This is a genomic window from Roseococcus microcysteis (assembly GCF_014764365.1).
GTDB lineage: Bacteria > Pseudomonadota > Alphaproteobacteria > Acetobacterales > Acetobacteraceae > Roseococcus > Roseococcus microcysteis.
The window spans coordinates 1,469,203-1,485,834 of the sequence record NZ_CP061718.1 but is presented as its reverse complement, the minus strand read 5'-3'; the positions used below and the strand labels follow the sequence as shown (position 1 = coordinate 1,485,834).

16 protein-coding genes are annotated in these 16,632 nt (G+C 71.3%); 7 read left to right on the top strand and 9 right to left on the bottom strand.

Annotated elements, in window-relative coordinates; translation table 11 throughout:
• Positions 1 to 106: 106 nt before the first annotated feature.
• A complete protein-coding gene (locus ICW72_RS07050; RefSeq protein ID WP_191085551.1) occupies positions 107 to 1,039 on the top strand; it encodes a helix-turn-helix domain-containing protein in 933 nt (310 codons plus the stop codon).
• Positions 1,040 to 1,048: 9 nt separating this feature from the next.
• Here ICW72_RS07050 and ICW72_RS07045 read toward each other — a convergent pair whose 3' ends face one another.
• The 3 genes from ICW72_RS07045 to ICW72_RS07035 are packed head-to-tail and all read right to left on the bottom strand — an operon-like array spanning position 1,049 to position 3,098.
• Positions 1,049 to 1,807 carry an SDR family NAD(P)-dependent oxidoreductase gene (locus tag ICW72_RS07045; RefSeq protein ID WP_191085550.1) on the bottom strand — a complete coding sequence of 253 codons (759 nt, stop codon included), beginning with the start codon at positions 1,805 to 1,807 and terminating at the stop codon, positions 1,049 to 1,051.
• A gap of 2 nt (positions 1,808 to 1,809) precedes the next feature.
• Positions 1,810 to 2,598, bottom strand: a complete 789-nt coding sequence (locus tag ICW72_RS07040; RefSeq protein ID WP_191085549.1) for a crotonase/enoyl-CoA hydratase family protein — start codon at positions 2,596 to 2,598, stop codon at positions 1,810 to 1,812.
• Positions 2,595 to 3,098, bottom strand: coding sequence for a MarR family winged helix-turn-helix transcriptional regulator (locus ICW72_RS07035; protein ID WP_191085548.1), 504 nt, complete (start codon positions 3,096 to 3,098; stop codon positions 2,595 to 2,597). The genes ICW72_RS07040 and ICW72_RS07035 overlap by 4 nt, the downstream gene beginning before the upstream one ends.
• A gap of 100 nt (positions 3,099 to 3,198) precedes the next feature.
• On the opposite strand from ICW72_RS07035, the gene ICW72_RS07030 reads away from it, so the two are divergent.
• The 3 genes from ICW72_RS07030 to ICW72_RS07020 are packed head-to-tail and all read left to right on the top strand — an operon-like array spanning position 3,199 to position 6,723.
• Positions 3,199 to 5,067, top strand: a complete 1,869-nt coding sequence (locus tag ICW72_RS07030) for a feruloyl-CoA synthase (RefSeq protein ID WP_191085547.1) — start codon at positions 3,199 to 3,201, stop codon at positions 5,065 to 5,067.
• Entirely contained in the window at positions 5,064 to 6,302 is a 1,239-nt protein-coding gene (locus ICW72_RS07025) for a thiolase family protein (RefSeq protein ID WP_191085546.1), read from the top strand. Before ICW72_RS07030 ends, ICW72_RS07025 begins: the two co-directional genes overlap by 4 nt.
• Positions 6,289 to 6,723, top strand: coding sequence for an acyl-CoA thioesterase (locus ICW72_RS07020; RefSeq protein ID WP_223880884.1), 435 nt, complete (start codon positions 6,289 to 6,291; stop codon positions 6,721 to 6,723). Before ICW72_RS07025 ends, ICW72_RS07020 begins: the two co-directional genes overlap by 14 nt.
• Before the next feature lie 27 nt (positions 6,724 to 6,750).
• Here ICW72_RS07020 and ICW72_RS07015 read toward each other — a convergent pair whose 3' ends face one another.
• The 5 genes from ICW72_RS07015 to ICW72_RS06995 form a co-directional block, all read right to left on the bottom strand.
• Positions 6,751 to 7,707: a Bug family tripartite tricarboxylate transporter substrate binding protein gene (locus tag ICW72_RS07015; RefSeq protein WP_191085545.1), complete on the bottom strand. Its 957-nt coding sequence runs from the start codon at positions 7,705 to 7,707 to the stop codon at positions 6,751 to 6,753.
• Positions 7,708 to 7,768: 61 nt separating this feature from the next.
• Complete coding sequence (locus ICW72_RS07010; RefSeq protein WP_191085544.1) at positions 7,769 to 8,875, bottom strand: 5-methyltetrahydropteroyltriglutamate--homocysteine S-methyltransferase; 1,107 nt, start codon at positions 8,873 to 8,875, stop codon at positions 7,769 to 7,771.
• Positions 8,876 to 8,907: 32 nt separating this feature from the next.
• The gene (locus ICW72_RS07005; protein WP_191085543.1) at positions 8,908 to 11,082 is read right to left on the bottom strand and encodes a xanthine dehydrogenase family protein molybdopterin-binding subunit; all 2,175 of its coding nucleotides are present in this window, start codon (positions 11,080 to 11,082) and stop codon (positions 8,908 to 8,910) included.
• Between the two features lies 1 nt (position 11,083).
• Positions 11,084 to 11,536, bottom strand: coding sequence for a (2Fe-2S)-binding protein (locus tag ICW72_RS07000; RefSeq protein WP_191085542.1), 453 nt, complete (start codon positions 11,534 to 11,536; stop codon positions 11,084 to 11,086).
• A 36-nt stretch (positions 11,537 to 11,572) separates the two neighbouring features.
• On the bottom strand, positions 11,573 to 12,550 hold the full coding sequence (locus ICW72_RS06995; RefSeq protein ID WP_223880960.1) for a Bug family tripartite tricarboxylate transporter substrate binding protein: 978 nt from the start codon (positions 12,548 to 12,550) through the stop codon (positions 11,573 to 11,575).
• Between the two features lie 307 nt (positions 12,551 to 12,857).
• Here ICW72_RS06995 and ICW72_RS06990 point away from each other — a divergent pair, with 307 nt between their 5' ends.
• From ICW72_RS06990 to ICW72_RS06980, 3 genes are read left to right on the top strand one after another with little or no spacing between them, the layout of a single operon-like run.
• A complete protein-coding gene (locus ICW72_RS06990; RefSeq protein WP_191085540.1) occupies positions 12,858 to 13,910 on the top strand; it encodes an aromatic ring-hydroxylating dioxygenase subunit alpha in 1,053 nt (350 codons plus the stop codon).
• Position 13,911: 1 nt separating this feature from the next.
• Positions 13,912 to 14,637 (top strand): GntR family transcriptional regulator, encoded by a 726-nt coding sequence (locus tag ICW72_RS06985; RefSeq protein ID WP_223880883.1) that lies wholly within the window; start codon positions 13,912 to 13,914, stop codon positions 14,635 to 14,637.
• A 5-nt stretch (positions 14,638 to 14,642) separates the two neighbouring features.
• The gene (locus ICW72_RS06980; protein WP_191085538.1) at positions 14,643 to 15,656 is read left to right on the top strand and encodes a PDR/VanB family oxidoreductase; all 1,014 of its coding nucleotides are present in this window, start codon (positions 14,643 to 14,645) and stop codon (positions 15,654 to 15,656) included.
• A gap of 34 nt (positions 15,657 to 15,690) precedes the next feature.
• Here the strand turns inward: ICW72_RS06980 and ICW72_RS06975 are convergent, their stop codons facing one another.
• Entirely contained in the window at positions 15,691 to 16,602 is a 912-nt protein-coding gene (locus ICW72_RS06975; RefSeq protein ID WP_191085537.1) for a YihY/virulence factor BrkB family protein, read from the bottom strand.
• Positions 16,603 to 16,632 lie beyond the last annotated feature (30 nt).

The following is a 16,632-nucleotide window of genomic DNA, read 5'->3' as shown; positions in this document are numbered from 1 at the left end:
CCAAGGGTTGCCCTTGCCCTTGCCGCACCTTGCTTTTCACTAGTGGAAGCCCGCCCACGGATGTAGGCTTGAAACGACGCAAGACTTGGACATTTGCGAGCGATTCATGCCAAGGACCGAGAGGCCTTCGCCCACGGGGCGCCTCTACCGCATTCCTGTTTTCGGTCTCTACGGCGCGGCTGCGGGCCAGGCTTCGGGCGGCTATGTCCACATCGAGACGATCTCCTCCCGCGCGCCTGCCCATGACTGGGAAATTCTCGTCCACCGCCACGAGAATCTGGCGCAATGCGTGCTGGTCGAACAGGGCGGCGGCACGCTGGAGGTCGAGGGCGAGAAGGTGGAATTCACGGCCCCCTGGTTCGTCTGGATCCCCTCCGCCGCGGTGCATGGCTTCCGCTTCGACACGGGCACCGAAGGCCATGTGCTGACCGTCTCCGACGATGTGGTGGCGGGCAGCATCGCGGGCGTGCCGGAGGGCGAACGCCTGGCGCAACTGCTGCTGCGGCCCGTCTTCGCCACGGCGCGGGGCGAGGAGGAGATCGCCATCTCCATGCCCGCCACCATGCGCGCCATCGCGCGCGAGCACGACCTGCCGCGCACCGGCGTCACCGCCGCGTTGCAGGCGCATCTGGTGCTGCTGCTCGTCGCCATCCTCCGCACGCGCACCTTGTCGGAGCTGACGGAAACGCTGGGCAACCAGGGGGCCACCGGCTTCCGCCGCTTCCGCGAACATGTGGAGCGCAACTTCCGCCGGCAGGAGAGCATCGACGAGATCGCCAGCCAGCTGGGCATGAGCCGCGGCCAGCTCTATGCGGTGACGATGCGGGCGGTGGGCAAGTCGCCGCTGCGGATCCTGCATGACCGCCGCATCATCGAGTGCAAGCGCGAACTCACCTACTCCACCCAGCCCATCGCGCAGATCGCCTATGAGCTGGGATTTTCCGACGAGGCCTATTTCAGCCGCTTCTTCACCAAGCATGCGGGCATGTCGCCCAGCGCCTTCCGCAAGGCCCGGCGGAAGGCGCTCGATGCGGGATAGCGCCTGAACTCAGGCTGGCGGCAGGCGCAGCGCCCCGTCCAGGCGGATGGTCTCGCCATTCAGCAGCGGGTTGGCCGCGATGGTCAGGACCAGCGCGCCGAACTCCTCGGGCTTGCCCAGGCGCTGCGGGAACAGGGGCTGGCGTGACAGGGCCTCGCGCGCCTCCGGCGTCAGCGTGTCCATCAGGGGCGTGTGGATCAGGCCCGGCGCGATGGTGACGACGCGCACGCCGAACCGCGCCAGCTCCCGCGCCGCGGGCAGGGTCAGGGCCACGATGCCGCCCTTCGACGCCGCATAGGCCGCCTGGCCCACCTGGCCCTCATAGGCGGCGACGGAGGCCGTGCAGATGATCAGCCCGCGCTCACCATCCGCCAGCGGCGCGGCGGTGGTCATGCGCGAGGCCGCCACACGCATCAGGTTGAAGGTGCCGATGAGGTTCACGCGGATCACGCGTTCGAACAGCGCCAGGTCATGGGGGCCGCCACGGCCCGCGATACGCGCGGCCGGCGCGATGCCGGCGCAGGCCACCACGACGCGCAGCGGCGCGAGCAGCGATGCGGTCTCCACCGCGGCGGCCACGGTGGCTTCCTCCGCGACGTCACCCGCGATGGCGACGCCGCCGATGCGTGTGGCCACCGCCTCGGCCTTGGCCGCGTCAATGTCCAGCACCACGACCTTGGCGCCCGCCTGCGCCAAGGCCTCGGCGGTGGCCGCGCCCAGGCCGGAGCCGCCGCCGCTGACGATGGCCGATGCGCCCGAAATCTCCATGCTCAGTCTCCGGAAGGCAGGGGTTGGATGGCCTTGGGGGCCCGCTTGTCCAGGAAGGCGGCCAGCCGTCGCTCCGCCTCGGGCGCGGTCTGCGCCAGCGCCGCCATCAAGCTCTCCACGAAGAGGCCGTCGGATTCCGACATGTCCTGGATGCGGGGCAGGGCGTGCAGCACGCCGGCCACGGTCAGCGGCGCCGCCTGGGCCACCTTGGACGCCACTTCGCGCGCGCGCGACAGCGCCTCACCGGCCGGCTCCAGATAGGTGACGAGGCCCGCGCGTTCGGCCGAAGCGGCGTCCAGCGTGCGGCCCGTCAGCATCATATCCGTCATCCGCGCCGTGCCGATGAGGCGCGCGACATGCACCGTGGCACCGCCGCCCACGAAGATGCCGCGTGTGCCCTCGGGCAGCGCGAAGACGGCGGTCGCGTCGGCCACGCGGATATGGCAGGCGGCCGCCAGTTCCAGCCCGCCGCCCACGCAAGCCCCATGCACGGCCGCGATGGCGGGGACGGGGCCTTCGCGCAGCATGCGGAAGACGCGGTGCCAGCCGCGCGAGTGGTGGAACACCTCCTCCGCCGTGCGGGCGCGATGCTCCGACAAATCGAGTCCGGCGCAGAAGCAGGGGCCATGCCCGTGCAGGATGATGGCCCGCGCGGCCCGCTGCGCCTCGGCCAGGCGGGCTTCCAGGGCCTCCAGCAGCGCATCGCTGATGGCGTTGCGCTTGGCGGGCCGGTTCAGCCCGAGCAGCGCCACATTCCCCGCCATTTCGAGGGTGACAAGCTCCTGCGTCATCGTCTCTCCGCAATCCGGCGCAGCGCCGTGATCAGCGCGGCGCGTTCCGTCGCGTCCAGGCCGGAGGCGAGTTCCGCCTCCAGGGCCGCTTCGCGCTCGCGCGCCTTCCGCAACAGTGCCCGCCCAGCCGGCGTCAGCCGCAGGATGTTCGCGCGCCGGTTGCGCGCATCCTCCACGCGGCGGATCAGGCCCTCCTGCTCAAGTCCACCCAGCAGCACGGCCATGTTGGGCGGCTTCACGCGCAGTGCCTCCGCCAAGTCGGTCTGCCGTCGCGCCGTGCCCGCCTCGATCAGCAGCAGGGCGCCGAGGCGGCCCGGGGTGAGGCTCAGCGGCGACATGGCCTGGTTGAACATGTCGAAGGCCGTCATCTGCGCCAGGCGCAGCCAGAAGCCCAGCCGGTCATCGAGGGGGCCCTTCGCGGCACTCCCCGCGGCGGGTGCGTCATCTTCCTCGACGGCGGCGGAAGGCGCGGTCGGGTCCTGGCTCGGCGTTCGTGACATGACCTCGATATGCAGCGCCCCTCTCCCCTTGGCAATGGTGTTATGAGGTATAATTATAGAATATAACACACAGGCACCATCAGGCTGCCGGAGGGAAGCGATGTCCGACGTTCAGGGGGCAAGGGACCCGTTCACCGCGACTGAGCGGCCAAGGCTGGGGCCTGGGCCGGTCTCGATCGAGCGGCGCGCCGATGGCTGTCTCATGGTGACGCCCCAGCGCAGCCTCGGCCCCTATCCGCGCCGGTTGACCGAAAGCCTGGAGCACTGGGCAGCGAAGGACCCCGACCGCACGCTGATCGCCCGGCGCGACCCGGCCGCGGGCGGGGCCTGGCGACGCATCAGCTACGGCCAGATGCTCGATGCCGTGCGGGCGGTGGGGCAAGCGCTGCTCGACCGCGGCGCCTCGGTGGAGCGGCCCGTCGCCATCCTTTCGGCGAACTGCCTCGACCAGGCGGTGCTGACGCTGGCGGCGCTGCATGTGGGCGTGCTGGTCGCGCCCATCTCGCCCTCCTATGCGCTACTGGCCAAGGATTTCGCCAAGCTGCGCCACTGTCTGGAGCTGGTCGGGCCGGCCATCGTCTTCGCCGAGGATGGGCAGCGCTTCGCGGACGCCATCGCCGCCGCCTGTCCCGCCGAAGCGAGCCTCATCGTCTCGCGCAACCCGCCCGAGAGACGGCCCGCGACCCTTTTCGCGGAGCTGCTCGCCACCACGCCCGGCCCCGCGGTGGAGGCGGCCGCCGAGGCGATGGACCCGGATGCGCCCGCGAAAATCCTGTTCACCTCCGGCTCCACCGGCATGCCCAAGGGCGTGATCAACACCCAGCGCATGATCTGCTCCAACCAGCAGATGCTGCGCGAGGCCTTCCCCTTCCTCGCCGAGGAGCCGCCCGTGCTGCTGGACTGGCTGCCCTGGCACCACACCTTCGGCGGCAACCACAATCTGGGCCTCGTCCTCTACAATGGCGGCGCGCTCTACATGGATGACGGGCGGCCGACGCCCGGGCGCTACGCCGAATCGCTGCGGAACCTGCGCGAGATCGCAACGCACATCCACTTCAACGTGCCGCTCGGCTTCAGCGAACTCGTGCAGGCGCTGAAGGAGGATGCGACGCTGCGCGAGACCTTCTTCTCCCGCCTGCGGATGATGTTCTACTCCTCGGCCGGCCTGCCGCAGCACATCTGGGATGAGCTGGACGCGCTGGCGCTCGCCACGCGCGGCGAACGCATCCCGATGATCACCGGCCTGGGGGCGACGGAGACGGCGCCCTTCGCCATCTGCGTGCGGGAGGAATTCTCGGAATCCGGCGCGGTCGGCCTGCCCGTGCCGGGGGTGGAGCTCAAGCTCGCGCCCGTCGGCGACAAGATGGAGGCGCGGGTGCGCGGCCCCTCCATCACGCCTGGCTACTGGCGAAACCCCGCCGCGACGGCGGCCGCCTTCGACGAGGAGGGGTGGTACCGCTTCGGTGACGCGCTGGTGCCGCTCGACGCTGACGATCTGCACAAGGGCTTCCGCTTCGACGGCCGCATCAGCGAGGATTTCAAGCTCTCCACCGGCACCTGGGTCAGTGTCGGCCCGCTGCGCCAGCGCCTGATCGCCGCGTTGGCGCCCTTCGTGAAGGACGCGGTGATCGCGGCCCCCGACCGCGACATGCTGACGGCCATCCTGCTGCCCGCGCCCGAGGCCATCCTGTCCCTCGTGCCCGACGGCCAGCACCCCACGACCCACCCCGCCCTGCGCGCCATCCTGGCCGAGCGCCTGCGCGCTCTGGCGGCCGAGGCGGGCGCCAGCAGCCAGCGCATCGCCCGCGCCACGCTGCTGATGGCCCCCCTTTCCATCGAGGCCGGCGAGATCACCGACAAGGCCTCGATCAACCAGCGCGCGGTGCTGGCGCGCCGCGCCGCGCTGGTGGCGGATCTCTATGCCGAGACACCGCCCGCCCATGTCATCATCGTTGGAGACCCCGCATGACCGCCCTGCACACGAGCTGGGAGGACGCCTGGCTGCTCGCCGGCGCCCGCACCCCCTTCGCCGATCTGGGCGGGCCATTGGGCCTCGTCTCGCCCATTGACCTCGGCATCAAGGCGGCGCGCGCGGCGCTCGCCAAGGTGGGGCTCGATGGGTCGGAGATCGGCTTCGTCGTCGCGGGCTCCGTCGCGCAGGCCAGCTTCGACGCCTACATGCTGCCGCGGCACATCGGCCTCTATGCCGGCGTGCCGGTCGAGGTGCCGGCGCTGCTGGTGCAGCGGGTCTGCGGCACGGGCATCGAGGCCATCACCCAGGCCGCGACGGCGGTGGAACGGCATGGGGTGCGCTTCGCCCTCGCCGCCGGCGCCGAGAGCATGAGCCGCAACCCCATCGCCGCCTTCACCCATCGCGGCGGCTTCGGCCTGGGCGCGCCGGTCGAGTTCAAGGACTTCCTGTGGGAGGCCCTGCTGGACCCCGCCTGCGGCCTGACCATGGGCGGCACGGCGGAGGAGCTGGCGCGGCGCCACGGCTTCACCCGCGCCGAGGTGGACGCCTATGCCGCGCGCAGCTTCGAGCGCGCCCTGGCCGCGCGCGCGGCGGGCTTCTTCGACGAGGAAATCGTGCCCGTCGTGAACGAGGCCTTCACCCGCGCGGGCGTGAAGGACCGCGGCATCCACCTGCCGCGCAAGGTGGAGAGCGTGGCGGCCGACACCCATCCGCGCCCCTCGCCGGTGGAGCAATTGGCGAAGATCCGCCCCGCCTTCGGCGGGCTGCAGACGGGCGGCAATTCCTCGGCCGTGGTGGATGGGGCGGCGGCGGCCATCATCGCCTCGGGCGCGGAGGTGAAGGGCCGCGCGCCGCTCGCCCGGCTGGTGGCGGCGACCGCGATCGGCTGCCCGCCCGAGATCATGGGCATCGGCCCCGTGCCCGCCATCCGCGCGCTGCTGGAGCGCACGGGGCTCACGCTCGACAAGATCGCGCTGGTGGAGATCAACGAGGCCTTCGGCGCCCAGGTCATGGCCTGCGCGCGGGAGCTGGAGCTGGATGAGGCGCGGCTGAACGTGAATGGCGGCGCCATCGCCATCGGCCATCCGCTCGCCGCGACGGGCGTGCGCCTCTGCGTGACCGTGGCGCGCGAGATGCGGCGGCGCGGTGCCCGCCATGGCATCGCCTCCGCCTGCATCGGTGGCGGGCAGGGCATCGCGCTGCTCCTGGAGAACCCCGATGGACATGGCTGAACCGCGCCTGGTCCACCGCCGCGTGCTGACGATCGAGTGGGGCGATTGCGACCCCGCCGGCATCGTCTTCTACCCGCGTTACTTCGCCATGTTCGATGCCTCGACGGCGGCGCTGTTCCACGCCGCGCTGGGCATGCCCAAGATCGCCTGGACGGCGCGCTTCGGCATATTGGGCATTCCCATGGTGGACACGCGGGCGAAGTTCCACATCCCGGCGGTCTATGGCGACGAGGTGGTGATCGAGAGCCGCATCACCGCCTTTCGCCGCTCCTCCTTCGACGTGGCGCACCGGCTGCTGAAGGCCGATGGGGCGCTGGGCGTCGAAGGCTTCGAGACGCGCGTCTGGACGGTGCGCGAGGCCGAGGGCGGGCGCATCCGCTCCGCGCCCATTCCGGAGGAGGTGACGGCCGCCTTCGCCTGAACGAAGGCGGGCCGTCATGGCGCGGCGTCAGGTCTCCGGCCGGAAGCCGCTGTCGCGCACGATGCGGGCCCAGTTCTCCCGCTCGCGCCCGATGCGCGCGGCGAAGTCATCGGGACGCGTGATGATGGGCAGGAATTCCAGCCGGTCCAGCGCGCTTCGGACCTCGGGCGTCGCCGCCGCCGCGGCGACGGTGTTGTAGAGCGACAGCGCGATGGCGTTGGGCGTGCGGGCGGGCAGGAACAGGCCCATCCAGTCGGTGACGATCAGATCGCGGAAGCCGCTTTCGGCGATGGTCGGCACATCGGGCAGGCGCGACACGCGCTCGGGGCCCGAGATGGCCAGGATGCGCAGCCCGCGGCCATGGTGCGGCATGACGTCCGACAGCACCGTGACCACGATGGGGATGTTGCCCGCGACGGCATCCGTCACCGCCGGCGCGGCGCCGCGATAGGGCACGTGGTTCATGGTGACGCCCAGCGCGCGGCCCACCATGTCCCCCACGAAATGCCCGCCCGAACCCGCGCCGGGTGAGCCGAAGGCGACATCGGGCCCCGTCTGGGCGCGCAGCCAGATGGTGAGTTCGGCGAAGCTCTGCGCCGGATGGCTGGCCGGCACCGCGATGGCGAAGGCGAATTCGCAGAGGGTGCAGACCGGCACGAAATCGGTCAGCGCATCGTGCCGCGCCTCACGTGGGAAGATGTGCGGCTGCAGCGTCATCACGCTGGCCGGCGACATGAGCATGGTGGCGCCGTCGGGCTCGGCGGTGCGGACCGCCTCCAGCGCGAGGCGGCCCGTGGCGCCGGGCCGGTTCTCCACCAGCGCGGCCGGGGCGTAGTTGGGGCGCAGCCGTTCGGCATAGAGGCGGGCCACCAGGTCGGTGGGGCCGCCAGCGGCGAAGCCCACCAGCATCCGCACGTTGCGCGGCACGGTCTGCGCCCGCGCGCCTGGCGCCATCATGGCCAGCGCCGTGGTTCCGAGCGCCATGGCGCCCCGCCGTCCGATCCTTGTCATCTCCCGTCTCCCTTCCGTGTTGCTTGTGGTGTGTTCAGGCCGCGGTGCCCCAGACCTCGCGCGCCACCTCGACGATCATCTCGAGCTTCCGCCACTGCTCCTCCTCCGCGAGGGTGTTGCCCTCCTGCGTCGAGGCGAAGCCGCATTGCGGGCTGAGGCAGAGCTGGTCGAGCGGCGCGAATTTCGCGGCCTCCTCGATGCGGCGCTTGATGTCGTCCTTGCTCTCCAGCGTGCCGGTCTTGGAGGTGACGAGGCCGAGCACCACCGTCTTGCCCTTGGGCAGGAAGCGCAGCGGCTCGAACCCGCCCGCGCGGTCGGTGTCCCATTCCATGAAGTAGCCATCCACCGGCATGGCGTTGAACAGCACCTCCGCCACCGGCTCGTAGCCGCCCGAGGCGATGAAGGTGGAGCGGAAATTGCCCCGGCAGAGATGCATGGTGATGAGCAGGTCCGCGGGCTTTTCGGCGAGCGCGGTGGCCACCATGCCGGCATAGATCCCGGGCTGGCGATCCGGGTCGTCGCCGCGCTCGCGCAGCATCTCGCGCTGCGCCGGATCGCAGAGATAGGCGAAGGAGATGTCGTCGAGCTGAAGGTAGCGGCAGCCCGCGGCATACATGTCCGCCACCGCGCCGGCATAGGCGCGGCCCACATCGGCGTAGAACTCGTCCATGTCGGGATAGAGGCCGGGCGCCATCATCTTCCGCCCGCCCCGGTAGTGCAGCATGGAGGGGCCGGGGATGGTCATCTTGGGCGTCTGCCGCGCGCGCGTGGCGAGGTAGCGGAAATGGCCCACCATGGGATGCGCCGCGTAGCCCACGCGGTCATTGATCCGCAGCGTTTTGGGCACGCCCACGCCGCCCTTGAAGTTCATGCCGCTGTCGCCCGCTTCGGAGGAGACGCCGGGCAGGCGCTCCAGGAAGTCGAAATGCCAATAGGCGCGGCGGAACTCGCCATCGGTGACGCTGTGCAGGCCGATCGCTTCCTGCTTCGCGACGAGCGCCGCGATCTCCTGGTCCTCCACCTCCTGCAATTCGGCCAGGCTCATGCGGCCGGCGAGGGTCGCTTCGCGCGCGGCCTTGAGCGTGCCGGTGCGCAGGAGGCTGCCGACATGGTCGGCGCGGAAGGGGCGAAGTGCGGTCATGCTCGATTCCACAATGCTCTGAGAGGGATGGTTCAGCCGGCCAGGGCGGCGCGAACCCGCTCCCGTGTGAAGGGAATGGCCGCGAGGCGCCTTCCCGTCGCAACCATCACCGCGTTGGAGATGGCCGGCGCCACGGTGCCCAGGCCAAGCTCCGCCACGGGAAGCGGCACCTCGCCCCCGCCTACGAGGCGCACCTGCACCTCGGGCGTTTCGGGCGCGCGCAGCATCTCGTAGTCGGTGAAATTGCTCTGCTGCACGGCGCCCTCGCGGATGGTGAGCCGCTCGGTCAAGGCGCTGGAGACGCCCCAGAGCAGCGAGGATTCGATCTGCCGCATGGCGTTGCGCGGCTGCACTGCGAGGCCCACATCCGCCGCGCACCACAGGCGCAGCACCCGCAGCGTGCCGGAAGCGCGGTCCAGCGCCACCTCGGCGACGGTCGCCGCCAGGGCCTCGCCCAGCTGCGGCAGGCCGAGCTTGGCGAAGCCGATGCCCAGATGCGTGCCCTCGCGCGGGCGGTTCCATTCGGCCATGGCGCCCACCGCCTCGACCACCGCGCGGGCGCGCGCGTCGCGCAGCAGCGCGAGGCGATAGGCCAGCGGGTCGGTTTGCGATTGCCGCGCCAGGTCGTCCACCACCGCCTCCACCGCGAAGGCGTTGGGGCCCGCGCCGATGCCGCGCCAGGGGGCCGTCCGCACCCCGTGCTCGCGGTAGAGGTGCTGGGTCAGCGTCGCCGGCACGTCGTAATGCGCGACATTGGCGTGATAGGTGACGATGTGGTCCACGCCCCGCTGCGCCTCCAGCCGCGCGCGGCCATAGAGCTGGGGCACCACCAGGTCCGAGGCCAGGCGGTGGCGCCAGGCGGTGATGCGCCCCGCCGCATCCAGCCCCACCTCGATGCGGTGCGCCGTCATCGGCCGGACATGGGCATTGGCCATGTCGTCCTCGCGCGTCGCCATCACCTTCACGGGGCGGCCCACGGCACGCGCGACCTGCACCGCCTCCACCGCATAGTCGATGGCCGCGCGCCGGCCGAAGCCGCCGCCCATGGTGAGCATATGGACCGTCACCCGCTCCGCCGGGATGCCGAGGATGCGCGCCGCCTCGTCACGCACCAGGCTCGGCCATTGGGTGCCGGCCCAGATCTCGGCACCGGCCTCGGTGACCGAGGCCACGCAGGTCAGCGGCTCCATCTGGCCGTGATAGACATAGTCCGAGGTGAACTCCGCGCTGTGGACGCGCGCGGCGCCGGCCAGGGCCTGCTCCGGCTCACCGGTGCGGACGACCTGCACGCCGGCCTTCGTGGCGTCGCGCACATCCTCGAGGTAGGAGGCCAGCGCCGCCTCGGAATCATGCGCGGCCCCCTCGCCGGGCGACCATTGCACCGTCAGCTCCCGGCGTGCGGCCAGCACCGTCTCCACCCGCTCACCCACGATGGCGACACCCTGGTCGAGCGGCAGCACATGGGTGATGCCGGGCCGTTGCAGCAGCGCCGCGCCATTGTGCGACAGCGGGCGCGCGCCCAGCCCGGGCGAGCGCGCCACGGTCGCGTGCAGCATCCCGGGCAGGCGCACGTCAATCGCGAAGAGCGTCTGCCCCCGCGCCTTGGCCGGCACGTCGAAGCGCGCCACGTCGCGCCCGACCAGGCGGAAGGCGGAGACGGGCTTCAGCGCGGCGGGCGTGATCTCGGGCAGGGTGTCGGGGGCGCGCGCGAAGGAGGCCACCTCGCCATAGCTCATGCGGCGACCCGAAGCGGCGTGCACCACGGTGCTGGGCTCGGTGGTGAGCTCTTCCACCGGCACGCCCCAGCGCGCCGCCACCGCGTCCAGCAGCACGCGCCGCGCCTGGGCGCCGGCCATGCGCAGCGGCATCCAGTAGCCGCGCACGGAGAGGCTCGCCACCACGAACTGGCTGCGGAAGACGGGGCTGTCATAGGCCGCGCGCACCGGCGCCGTCTCGATGCGGACCTTCTCCCAGTCGGCGTCGAGTTCCTCCGCGACGATCAGCGGCAGGGCGGTGTTGGTGCCCTGGCCCATCTCGGGCACCGGAGCCTGGATGGTGATGGTGCCGTCGGGCGCGATGCCCACATAGGCGTTGAGCGGCCCCGCATCGGCTTGCGCCGCCGCGCCCTCGCCGGCCGTGAAGGCGAAGGTGAAGGCCAGGCCGCCGGCCAGCACGCCGCGTCGGGTGAGGGTGGTGCCCATGCTCATCTCACGCCTCCCGCGCCGCGTGCTGGATGGCGTCCACCACCTGGTTGTAGGTGGCGCAGCGGCAGAGATTGCCTTGCATGTGGTCCAGGATTTCCTCGCGGCTGGGCCGCGGGCTGCGCGCCAGCAGCGTGGCGGCCTGCATGATCTGCCCGGTCTGGCAGTAGCCGCATTGCGGCGTCTGCACCGCGACCCAGGCGCGCACCAGCGGATTCTGGGCGCCGCCGGGCAGGCCCTCGATGGTGGTCACGGCGCGCGCGCCGACATCCCCCACCGCGATGGCGCAGGACCGCACCGCCTCCCCATCCAGATGCACCGTGCAGGCGCCGCAGGAAGCGACGCCGCAGCCATATTTGGTGCCGGTCAGGCCGAGATGCTCGCGCAGCACCCACAGCAGCGGCGTGTCGGGGGCCGCTTCGACCGTGACCGCGCGCGCGTTGACGTTGAGCGGGATCATGAACAGCTTCCTCTGCCTGTCTCGGGTTGGGTGGCGTCAGTCCATGGAGGCGCCGGTCTCGCGCACGAGCCGGCCCCATTTCTCGCTCTCGGCGCGGGCGAAGGTGGCGAACTCCTCCGGCGTGCCGCCGCGCACGATGGCGCCCTGGCTGGCCAGCAGCTCGCGCAGATCAGGCTGGCTCAGGATGCGGTCCACCTCGGCCGAAAGGCGCCGCACGCGGTCGGGCGGCGTGGCCGCATGGGCGCAGAGGCTCATCCAGGTGGCGGAGAGCAGTTCGGGCACGCCCTGTTCGGCCGTGGTCGGCACGTCGGGCAGCAGCGTGAGGCGCGTGGGATGGGCGACCGCGATGGCCTTCAGCCGGTTGTCCCGCACGAAGGGCGCGGCCGAGACCGCGGCATCCCACATCGCCATGGTGTGCCCCGAGACCAGCGAGGTCAGCGCCGGCGCCGAGCCGCCGAAGGGCACATGGGTCGGGTTGCCGCCCTGTCCCATGGCGCGCGTCATCGCGATCGTCAGGTGGGAGGGCGTGCCGATGCCCGCCGAGGCATGCGCCAGCGCATCCCCCTGCCGCCGCGACAGGGCCAGGAATTCCTGCAGCGTGTTGGCCGGCAGCGAGGGGTGCGCCACCAGCACCAGCGGAATCACGCTGATCAGCGAGGCGAAGGCGAAGTCGCGGAACGGGTCATAGGGCAGGCGGCGATAGAGGTGCGGGTTGATCGCGATCGGGCCCGAAGGGGTGGCGTAGATGGTGTGCCCATCAGGCGGCGCCTGGAGGAAGGCCTGGGCGGCGACGACGCCATTGGCGCCGGGGCGGTTTTCCACGACCACCCCCTGTCCCCAGCGCTCGGACAGCCGCTGCGCCACCAGCCGCGCCTGCGCATCGGCCGAGCCGCCGGCCGCGACCGGCACGAAGAAGCGCATCGGCCGGCTGGGAAAGGCGTCGGTCTGGGCCTGGGCTGAGCGAAGGGAGAGGGCCGGCAGTCCGAGCAGCGCCAGCCCGGCCCGGCGGGACATCGCGGCCACGGGCCGGGTGTCGCCATGAGGGGCTGTGGTTGACGGCGCGCTCACGGCTGGGGGGCCTTCGCGCCATGGGGACAGCACGGCCCGCGCCCGCGCGCGGGGGATGTGGACAGGGTGCTTGTATGCACGCTTGGCCTCACTTTCTTGGACTGTTTACATCTGCACAGGCCGCGCCACGGGGTCGATGCACCAATCAACAAGAAACTTGGATTTTCCATTGAGCGCGCATGGACCTAAGCCGTGGCTTGCCCAGGTACGGGCCAATCTGTATACAAGATGTATCACATGATGGATGTCAGTGATGGCCGCACTGCCCTCTTTCCCGCTGAACGCCTGGTATGCCGCCGCCTGGGACCATGAGGTCGGGCGGGAACTGCTCCCGCGCACCATCTGCGGCCGCAAGCTGGTGCTCTACAGGACCACGGGCGGCGGCGCGGTGGCGCTGCTCGATGCCTGCTGGCACCGGCTGCTGCCCCTCTCCATGGGGCGCCTGCGCGGGGACGAGGTGCAATGCGGCTATCACGGCCTGCGCTTCGACGCGCGCGGCCGCTGCACCCACATGCCCTCCCAGGAAACCATCAACCCCGCCGCGCGCGTGCGCAGCTTTCCGGTGGTGGAGCGGCACCGCTTCGTCTGGGTCTGGCCCGGCGATCCCGCGCTGGCCGATCCCGCTTTGGTGCCCGATCTGCACTGGAACAATGACCCCGCCTGGGCGGGCGATGGTGGGTTGATCCAGGCCAGGTGCGACTATCGCCTGCTGGTCGACAACCTGATGGACCTGACGCACGAGACCTTCATCCACGCCGACAGCATCGGCGACGACCACGTGGCCGAGGCCCCCTTCGAGGTGACGCATGGCGAGCGCACCGCGACCGTGACGCGCTGGATGATCAACATCGAGCCGCCACCCTTCTGGCGCGCGCAGTATGGCCGGCCAGGCCGCGTGGACCGCTGGCAGATCATCCGCTTCGAAGCGCCCTGCACGGTCGCCATTGATGTGGGCGTCGCCGCCACCGGCACCGGCGCGCCGCAGGGCGACCGCGGGCAGGGCGTCAGCATGGTGGTGATCAACACCATCACCCCCGCGACCGACAGCACCTGTCACTACTTCTGGGCCAATGCCCGCGACTACCGCCTGAACGAGCAGCTTGTCACCACGCAGATCAAGCAGGGCGTGGCGCGCATCTTCGCCCAGGACGAGGCCATCGTCGAAGCGCAGCAGCGCGCCATCGAGGAGAACCCAGGCCATGTCTTCTACAACCTGAACATTGATGCCGGCTCCATGTGGGCGCGGCGCATCATTGACCGCATGGTGGCCGCGGAACATGCGCCCCATGGCATGGCGGCCGAGTGACATGTCCCAGACCCTCTCAGCCCAGCTCCGCCTGCGCGACCTGATCCTCAGCGGCGAATTGCAGCCTGGTGAGCGCCTGTCCGAACCCTCCGTCGCCGAGCGTCTCGGCGCCTCGCGCACGCCGGTGCGGGCCGCCCTCGTGCGTCTCGCCGAGGAGGGGCTGGTGAAACCCATCCCCTCCGGCGGCTTCGCCGTGAACTCCTTCGCCGAGGAGGAGATCCACGACGCGATCGAGCTGCGTGGCACGCTGGAAGGCCATGCCGCGCGCCTCGCCGCCGAGCGTGGCGCCCCCGGCGGCACCCTGGCCGAGATGCGGCGCCTGCTGGTGCGGATGGACGAGGCCACCACGCCCCCCATCAGCGAGGACGGCTTCACCGACTATGTCGCGCTCAACGCCCATTTCCACGAATTGCTGGTGGAGGCGGCGGGCAGCGCGGTCGTGGCGCGGCAGATCGGCCGCGTGGTGGCGCTGCCCTTCGCCTCCCCTTCGGGCTTCGTGCTGGCCCAGGCGGCCCTGCCCGCCTCCCAGCGCGTTCTGGTGGTGGCGCAGGAGCATCACCGCGCCGTGGTGGAGGCCATCGAGCACCGTGAGGCCGCGCGCGCGGAGGCGCTGATGCGCGAACATGCGCGCCTCGCCCGCCGCAACCTCGAACTGGTGCTGCATGACCAGGATTCGCTGCGGCTGGTGCGGGGCGGCGTGCTGATCCGCCGCCGCGGCTGGGGCTGACCGCCATGGAGCGCGACGACCGCTGGACCATGGCGACCTTGCGCGGCACGCGCCTGGTCGCCCCCTCCATCCGGGAATTCATGCTGGTGCCGGAGGACGGCGCCACGGCCTATCCCACCGGCGCGCATCTCTGCGTGCGCCTCGACATCGGCGGGCGGCCGTCGGAGCGGCATTACTCGCTGGTGGGCTCCGGCCCGCGGGATGGCGCCTGGCGGATCGCGGTGCAGCACGCGGCGGAGGGCCGTGGCGGCTCGCGCGCCATGTGGGCGCTGGAGCCCGGCGCGCGCCTCGCCATTTCCCACCCGCGCAGCCATTTCGAACTGGCGGCCGGCGCGCCGGAGGTGCTGCTGCTCGCGGGCGGCATCGGCGTCACCCCGCTGGTGGGCATGGCCGAGGTGCTGGCCCGCCGCGGCGCCCGCTTCCGCATGGTCTATGCCGGGCGGTCGCGCGCTTCCATGGCCTATCTCGACGACCTCTCGGCGCTGCTCGGCCCCGCGCTGACGGTGCATGCGGAGGATGAGGGTGGGCGCCCGGACCTGGACGCGATCTTCGCGGGGCTCGCCCCGGAGGCGGAGGCCTATGTCTGCGGCCCCATCGGCCTGCTGACGGCCGCGCGCCGCGCCTGGGCGGCGGCGGGGCGGCCGGCGGCGAGCCTGGTGTTCGAGACCTTCGGCTCCTCCGGCCAGGCGGTGGCCAGCGATTTCATCGTTCGCATCCCGCGCTTCGGGCGCGAGGTGACCGTGCCCGCCGGCGCCAGCATGCTGGAAGCACTGGAGGAAGCGGGGGTCGGCGTGCTGTCCGATTGCCGCCGCGGCGAATGCGGGCTTTGCGCGCTCGACGTGCTGGCGGTGGAAGGGCGCGTGGACCACCGCGACGTGTTCTTCTCGGAGCGCCAGCACCTGGAGAACCGGCGGATTTGCGCCTGCGTCTCGCGCGTCGCGGGCGGTGCGATCACCATCGATCCGCCCTGGCGCGGCGATGGCCGCCTGACGCCGGGGGCCGAGGGGAAAGGCGCATAGCCCCGGGCGGCTGCCCAGGCTCGGCAGGTGAAGATCAGCTCACCTCCACGCGCGGAATGGAACCGGTCTTCTCCTCCGGGGCGGGCTTTGCCTGCTCGATGTCACCCTTGCCGAGGTTGCGGGCACGGTAGCGCGCGGCGTTCAGCGCGGCCCCGATCAGGATGAAATAGACGCCCAGGTAGAACCAGGTCAGCAGCACGACCACCGCGCCCAGCGTCCCATAGAACGCGTCATAGCTCACGAAGCGGCTCAGGTAGAAGGAGAACAGCACCGAGGCCCCGGTCCAGAGCAGCGTGGCCAGCACCGCGCCCGGCGAGAACAGGTGCCAGTTGGGCGGCGGCTTGGGCGGGCCGAAGCGGTAGAGCGTCGAGATGGACAGCAACACCGAGATGAAGAGGAACCCCTGCGACACCAGGCGCGGGAACCAGGCCTCCTCCTCCGGCACGCCCAGGATGCCCAGCACGGTCGGCACCGCCACCAGCACGCCCAGCCCCACCACGACGGCCAGGATGGCGCCCAGCGTCAGCAGCAGCGCGGTCAGGTAGAAGGCGACGAAGCCGCGCTGCTCTGTGTCGGCGCGGGCCAGCGGCAGGGCGCCCAGCAGCGCGCGCACGCCGGCCGAGGAACTCCAGAGCGCGATGCCCAGGCTGATGGCGGCCGAGAAGCCGAGCTGCCCGCGCGGCGCCGTGACCAATTGCCGCACGCGCTCCGCGATCAGCTCCATCACATCCTCGGGCAGCACGCGCTGGAGCAGTTCGAGCTGCGGCTCGATGGTGTAGAGGTCGAACCACAGCCCGTAGAAGGAAATGGTCAGCGACAGCGCCGGGAACAGCGCGAACAGCGCATAGAAGGCGCAGCCGGCCGAGACGAGGGAGATCTGGTCCGAGGTCAGCACCGCCCAGGTTTCGGCGAGCGCCTGGCGGGGCGTGTGGAATCGTGACGGCATGATCGGTCCCGGTCTTGGTGGTTGCGGGCT

Coding starts and splice junctions, on each gene's coding strand:
- ICW72_RS07050 (WP_191085551.1), top strand. CDS start 107: ATGCCAAGGACCGAGAGGCCTTCGCCCACGGGGCGCCTCTACCGCATT.
- ICW72_RS07045 (WP_191085550.1), bottom strand. CDS start 1,807: ATGGAGATTTCGGGCGCATCGGCCATCGTCAGCGGCGGCGGCTCCGGC.
- ICW72_RS07040 (WP_191085549.1), bottom strand. CDS start 2,598: ATGACGCAGGAGCTTGTCACCCTCGAAATGGCGGGGAATGTGGCGCTG.
- ICW72_RS07035 (WP_191085548.1), bottom strand. CDS start 3,098: ATGTCACGAACGCCGAGCCAGGACCCGACCGCGCCTTCCGCCGCCGTC.
- ICW72_RS07030 (WP_191085547.1), top strand. CDS start 3,199: ATGTCCGACGTTCAGGGGGCAAGGGACCCGTTCACCGCGACTGAGCGG.
- ICW72_RS07025 (WP_191085546.1), top strand. CDS start 5,064: ATGACCGCCCTGCACACGAGCTGGGAGGACGCCTGGCTGCTCGCCGGC.
- ICW72_RS07020 (WP_223880884.1), top strand. CDS start 6,289: ATGGACATGGCTGAACCGCGCCTGGTCCACCGCCGCGTGCTGACGATC.
- ICW72_RS07015 (WP_191085545.1), bottom strand. CDS start 7,707: ATGGCGCTCGGAACCACGGCGCTGGCCATGATGGCGCCAGGCGCGCGG.
- ICW72_RS07010 (WP_191085544.1), bottom strand. CDS start 8,875: ATGACCGCACTTCGCCCCTTCCGCGCCGACCATGTCGGCAGCCTCCTG.
- ICW72_RS07005 (WP_191085543.1), bottom strand. CDS start 11,082: ATGAGCATGGGCACCACCCTCACCCGACGCGGCGTGCTGGCCGGCGGC.
- ICW72_RS07000 (WP_191085542.1), bottom strand. CDS start 11,536: ATGATCCCGCTCAACGTCAACGCGCGCGCGGTCACGGTCGAAGCGGCC.
- ICW72_RS06995 (WP_223880960.1), bottom strand. CDS start 12,550: ATGTCCCGCCGGGCCGGGCTGGCGCTGCTCGGACTGCCGGCCCTCTCC.
- ICW72_RS06990 (WP_191085540.1), top strand. CDS start 12,858: ATGGCCGCACTGCCCTCTTTCCCGCTGAACGCCTGGTATGCCGCCGCC.
- ICW72_RS06985 (WP_223880883.1), top strand. CDS start 13,912: ATGTCCCAGACCCTCTCAGCCCAGCTCCGCCTGCGCGACCTGATCCTC.
- ICW72_RS06980 (WP_191085538.1), top strand. CDS start 14,643: ATGGAGCGCGACGACCGCTGGACCATGGCGACCTTGCGCGGCACGCGC.
- ICW72_RS06975 (WP_191085537.1), bottom strand. CDS start 16,602: ATGCCGTCACGATTCCACACGCCCCGCCAGGCGCTCGCCGAAACCTGG.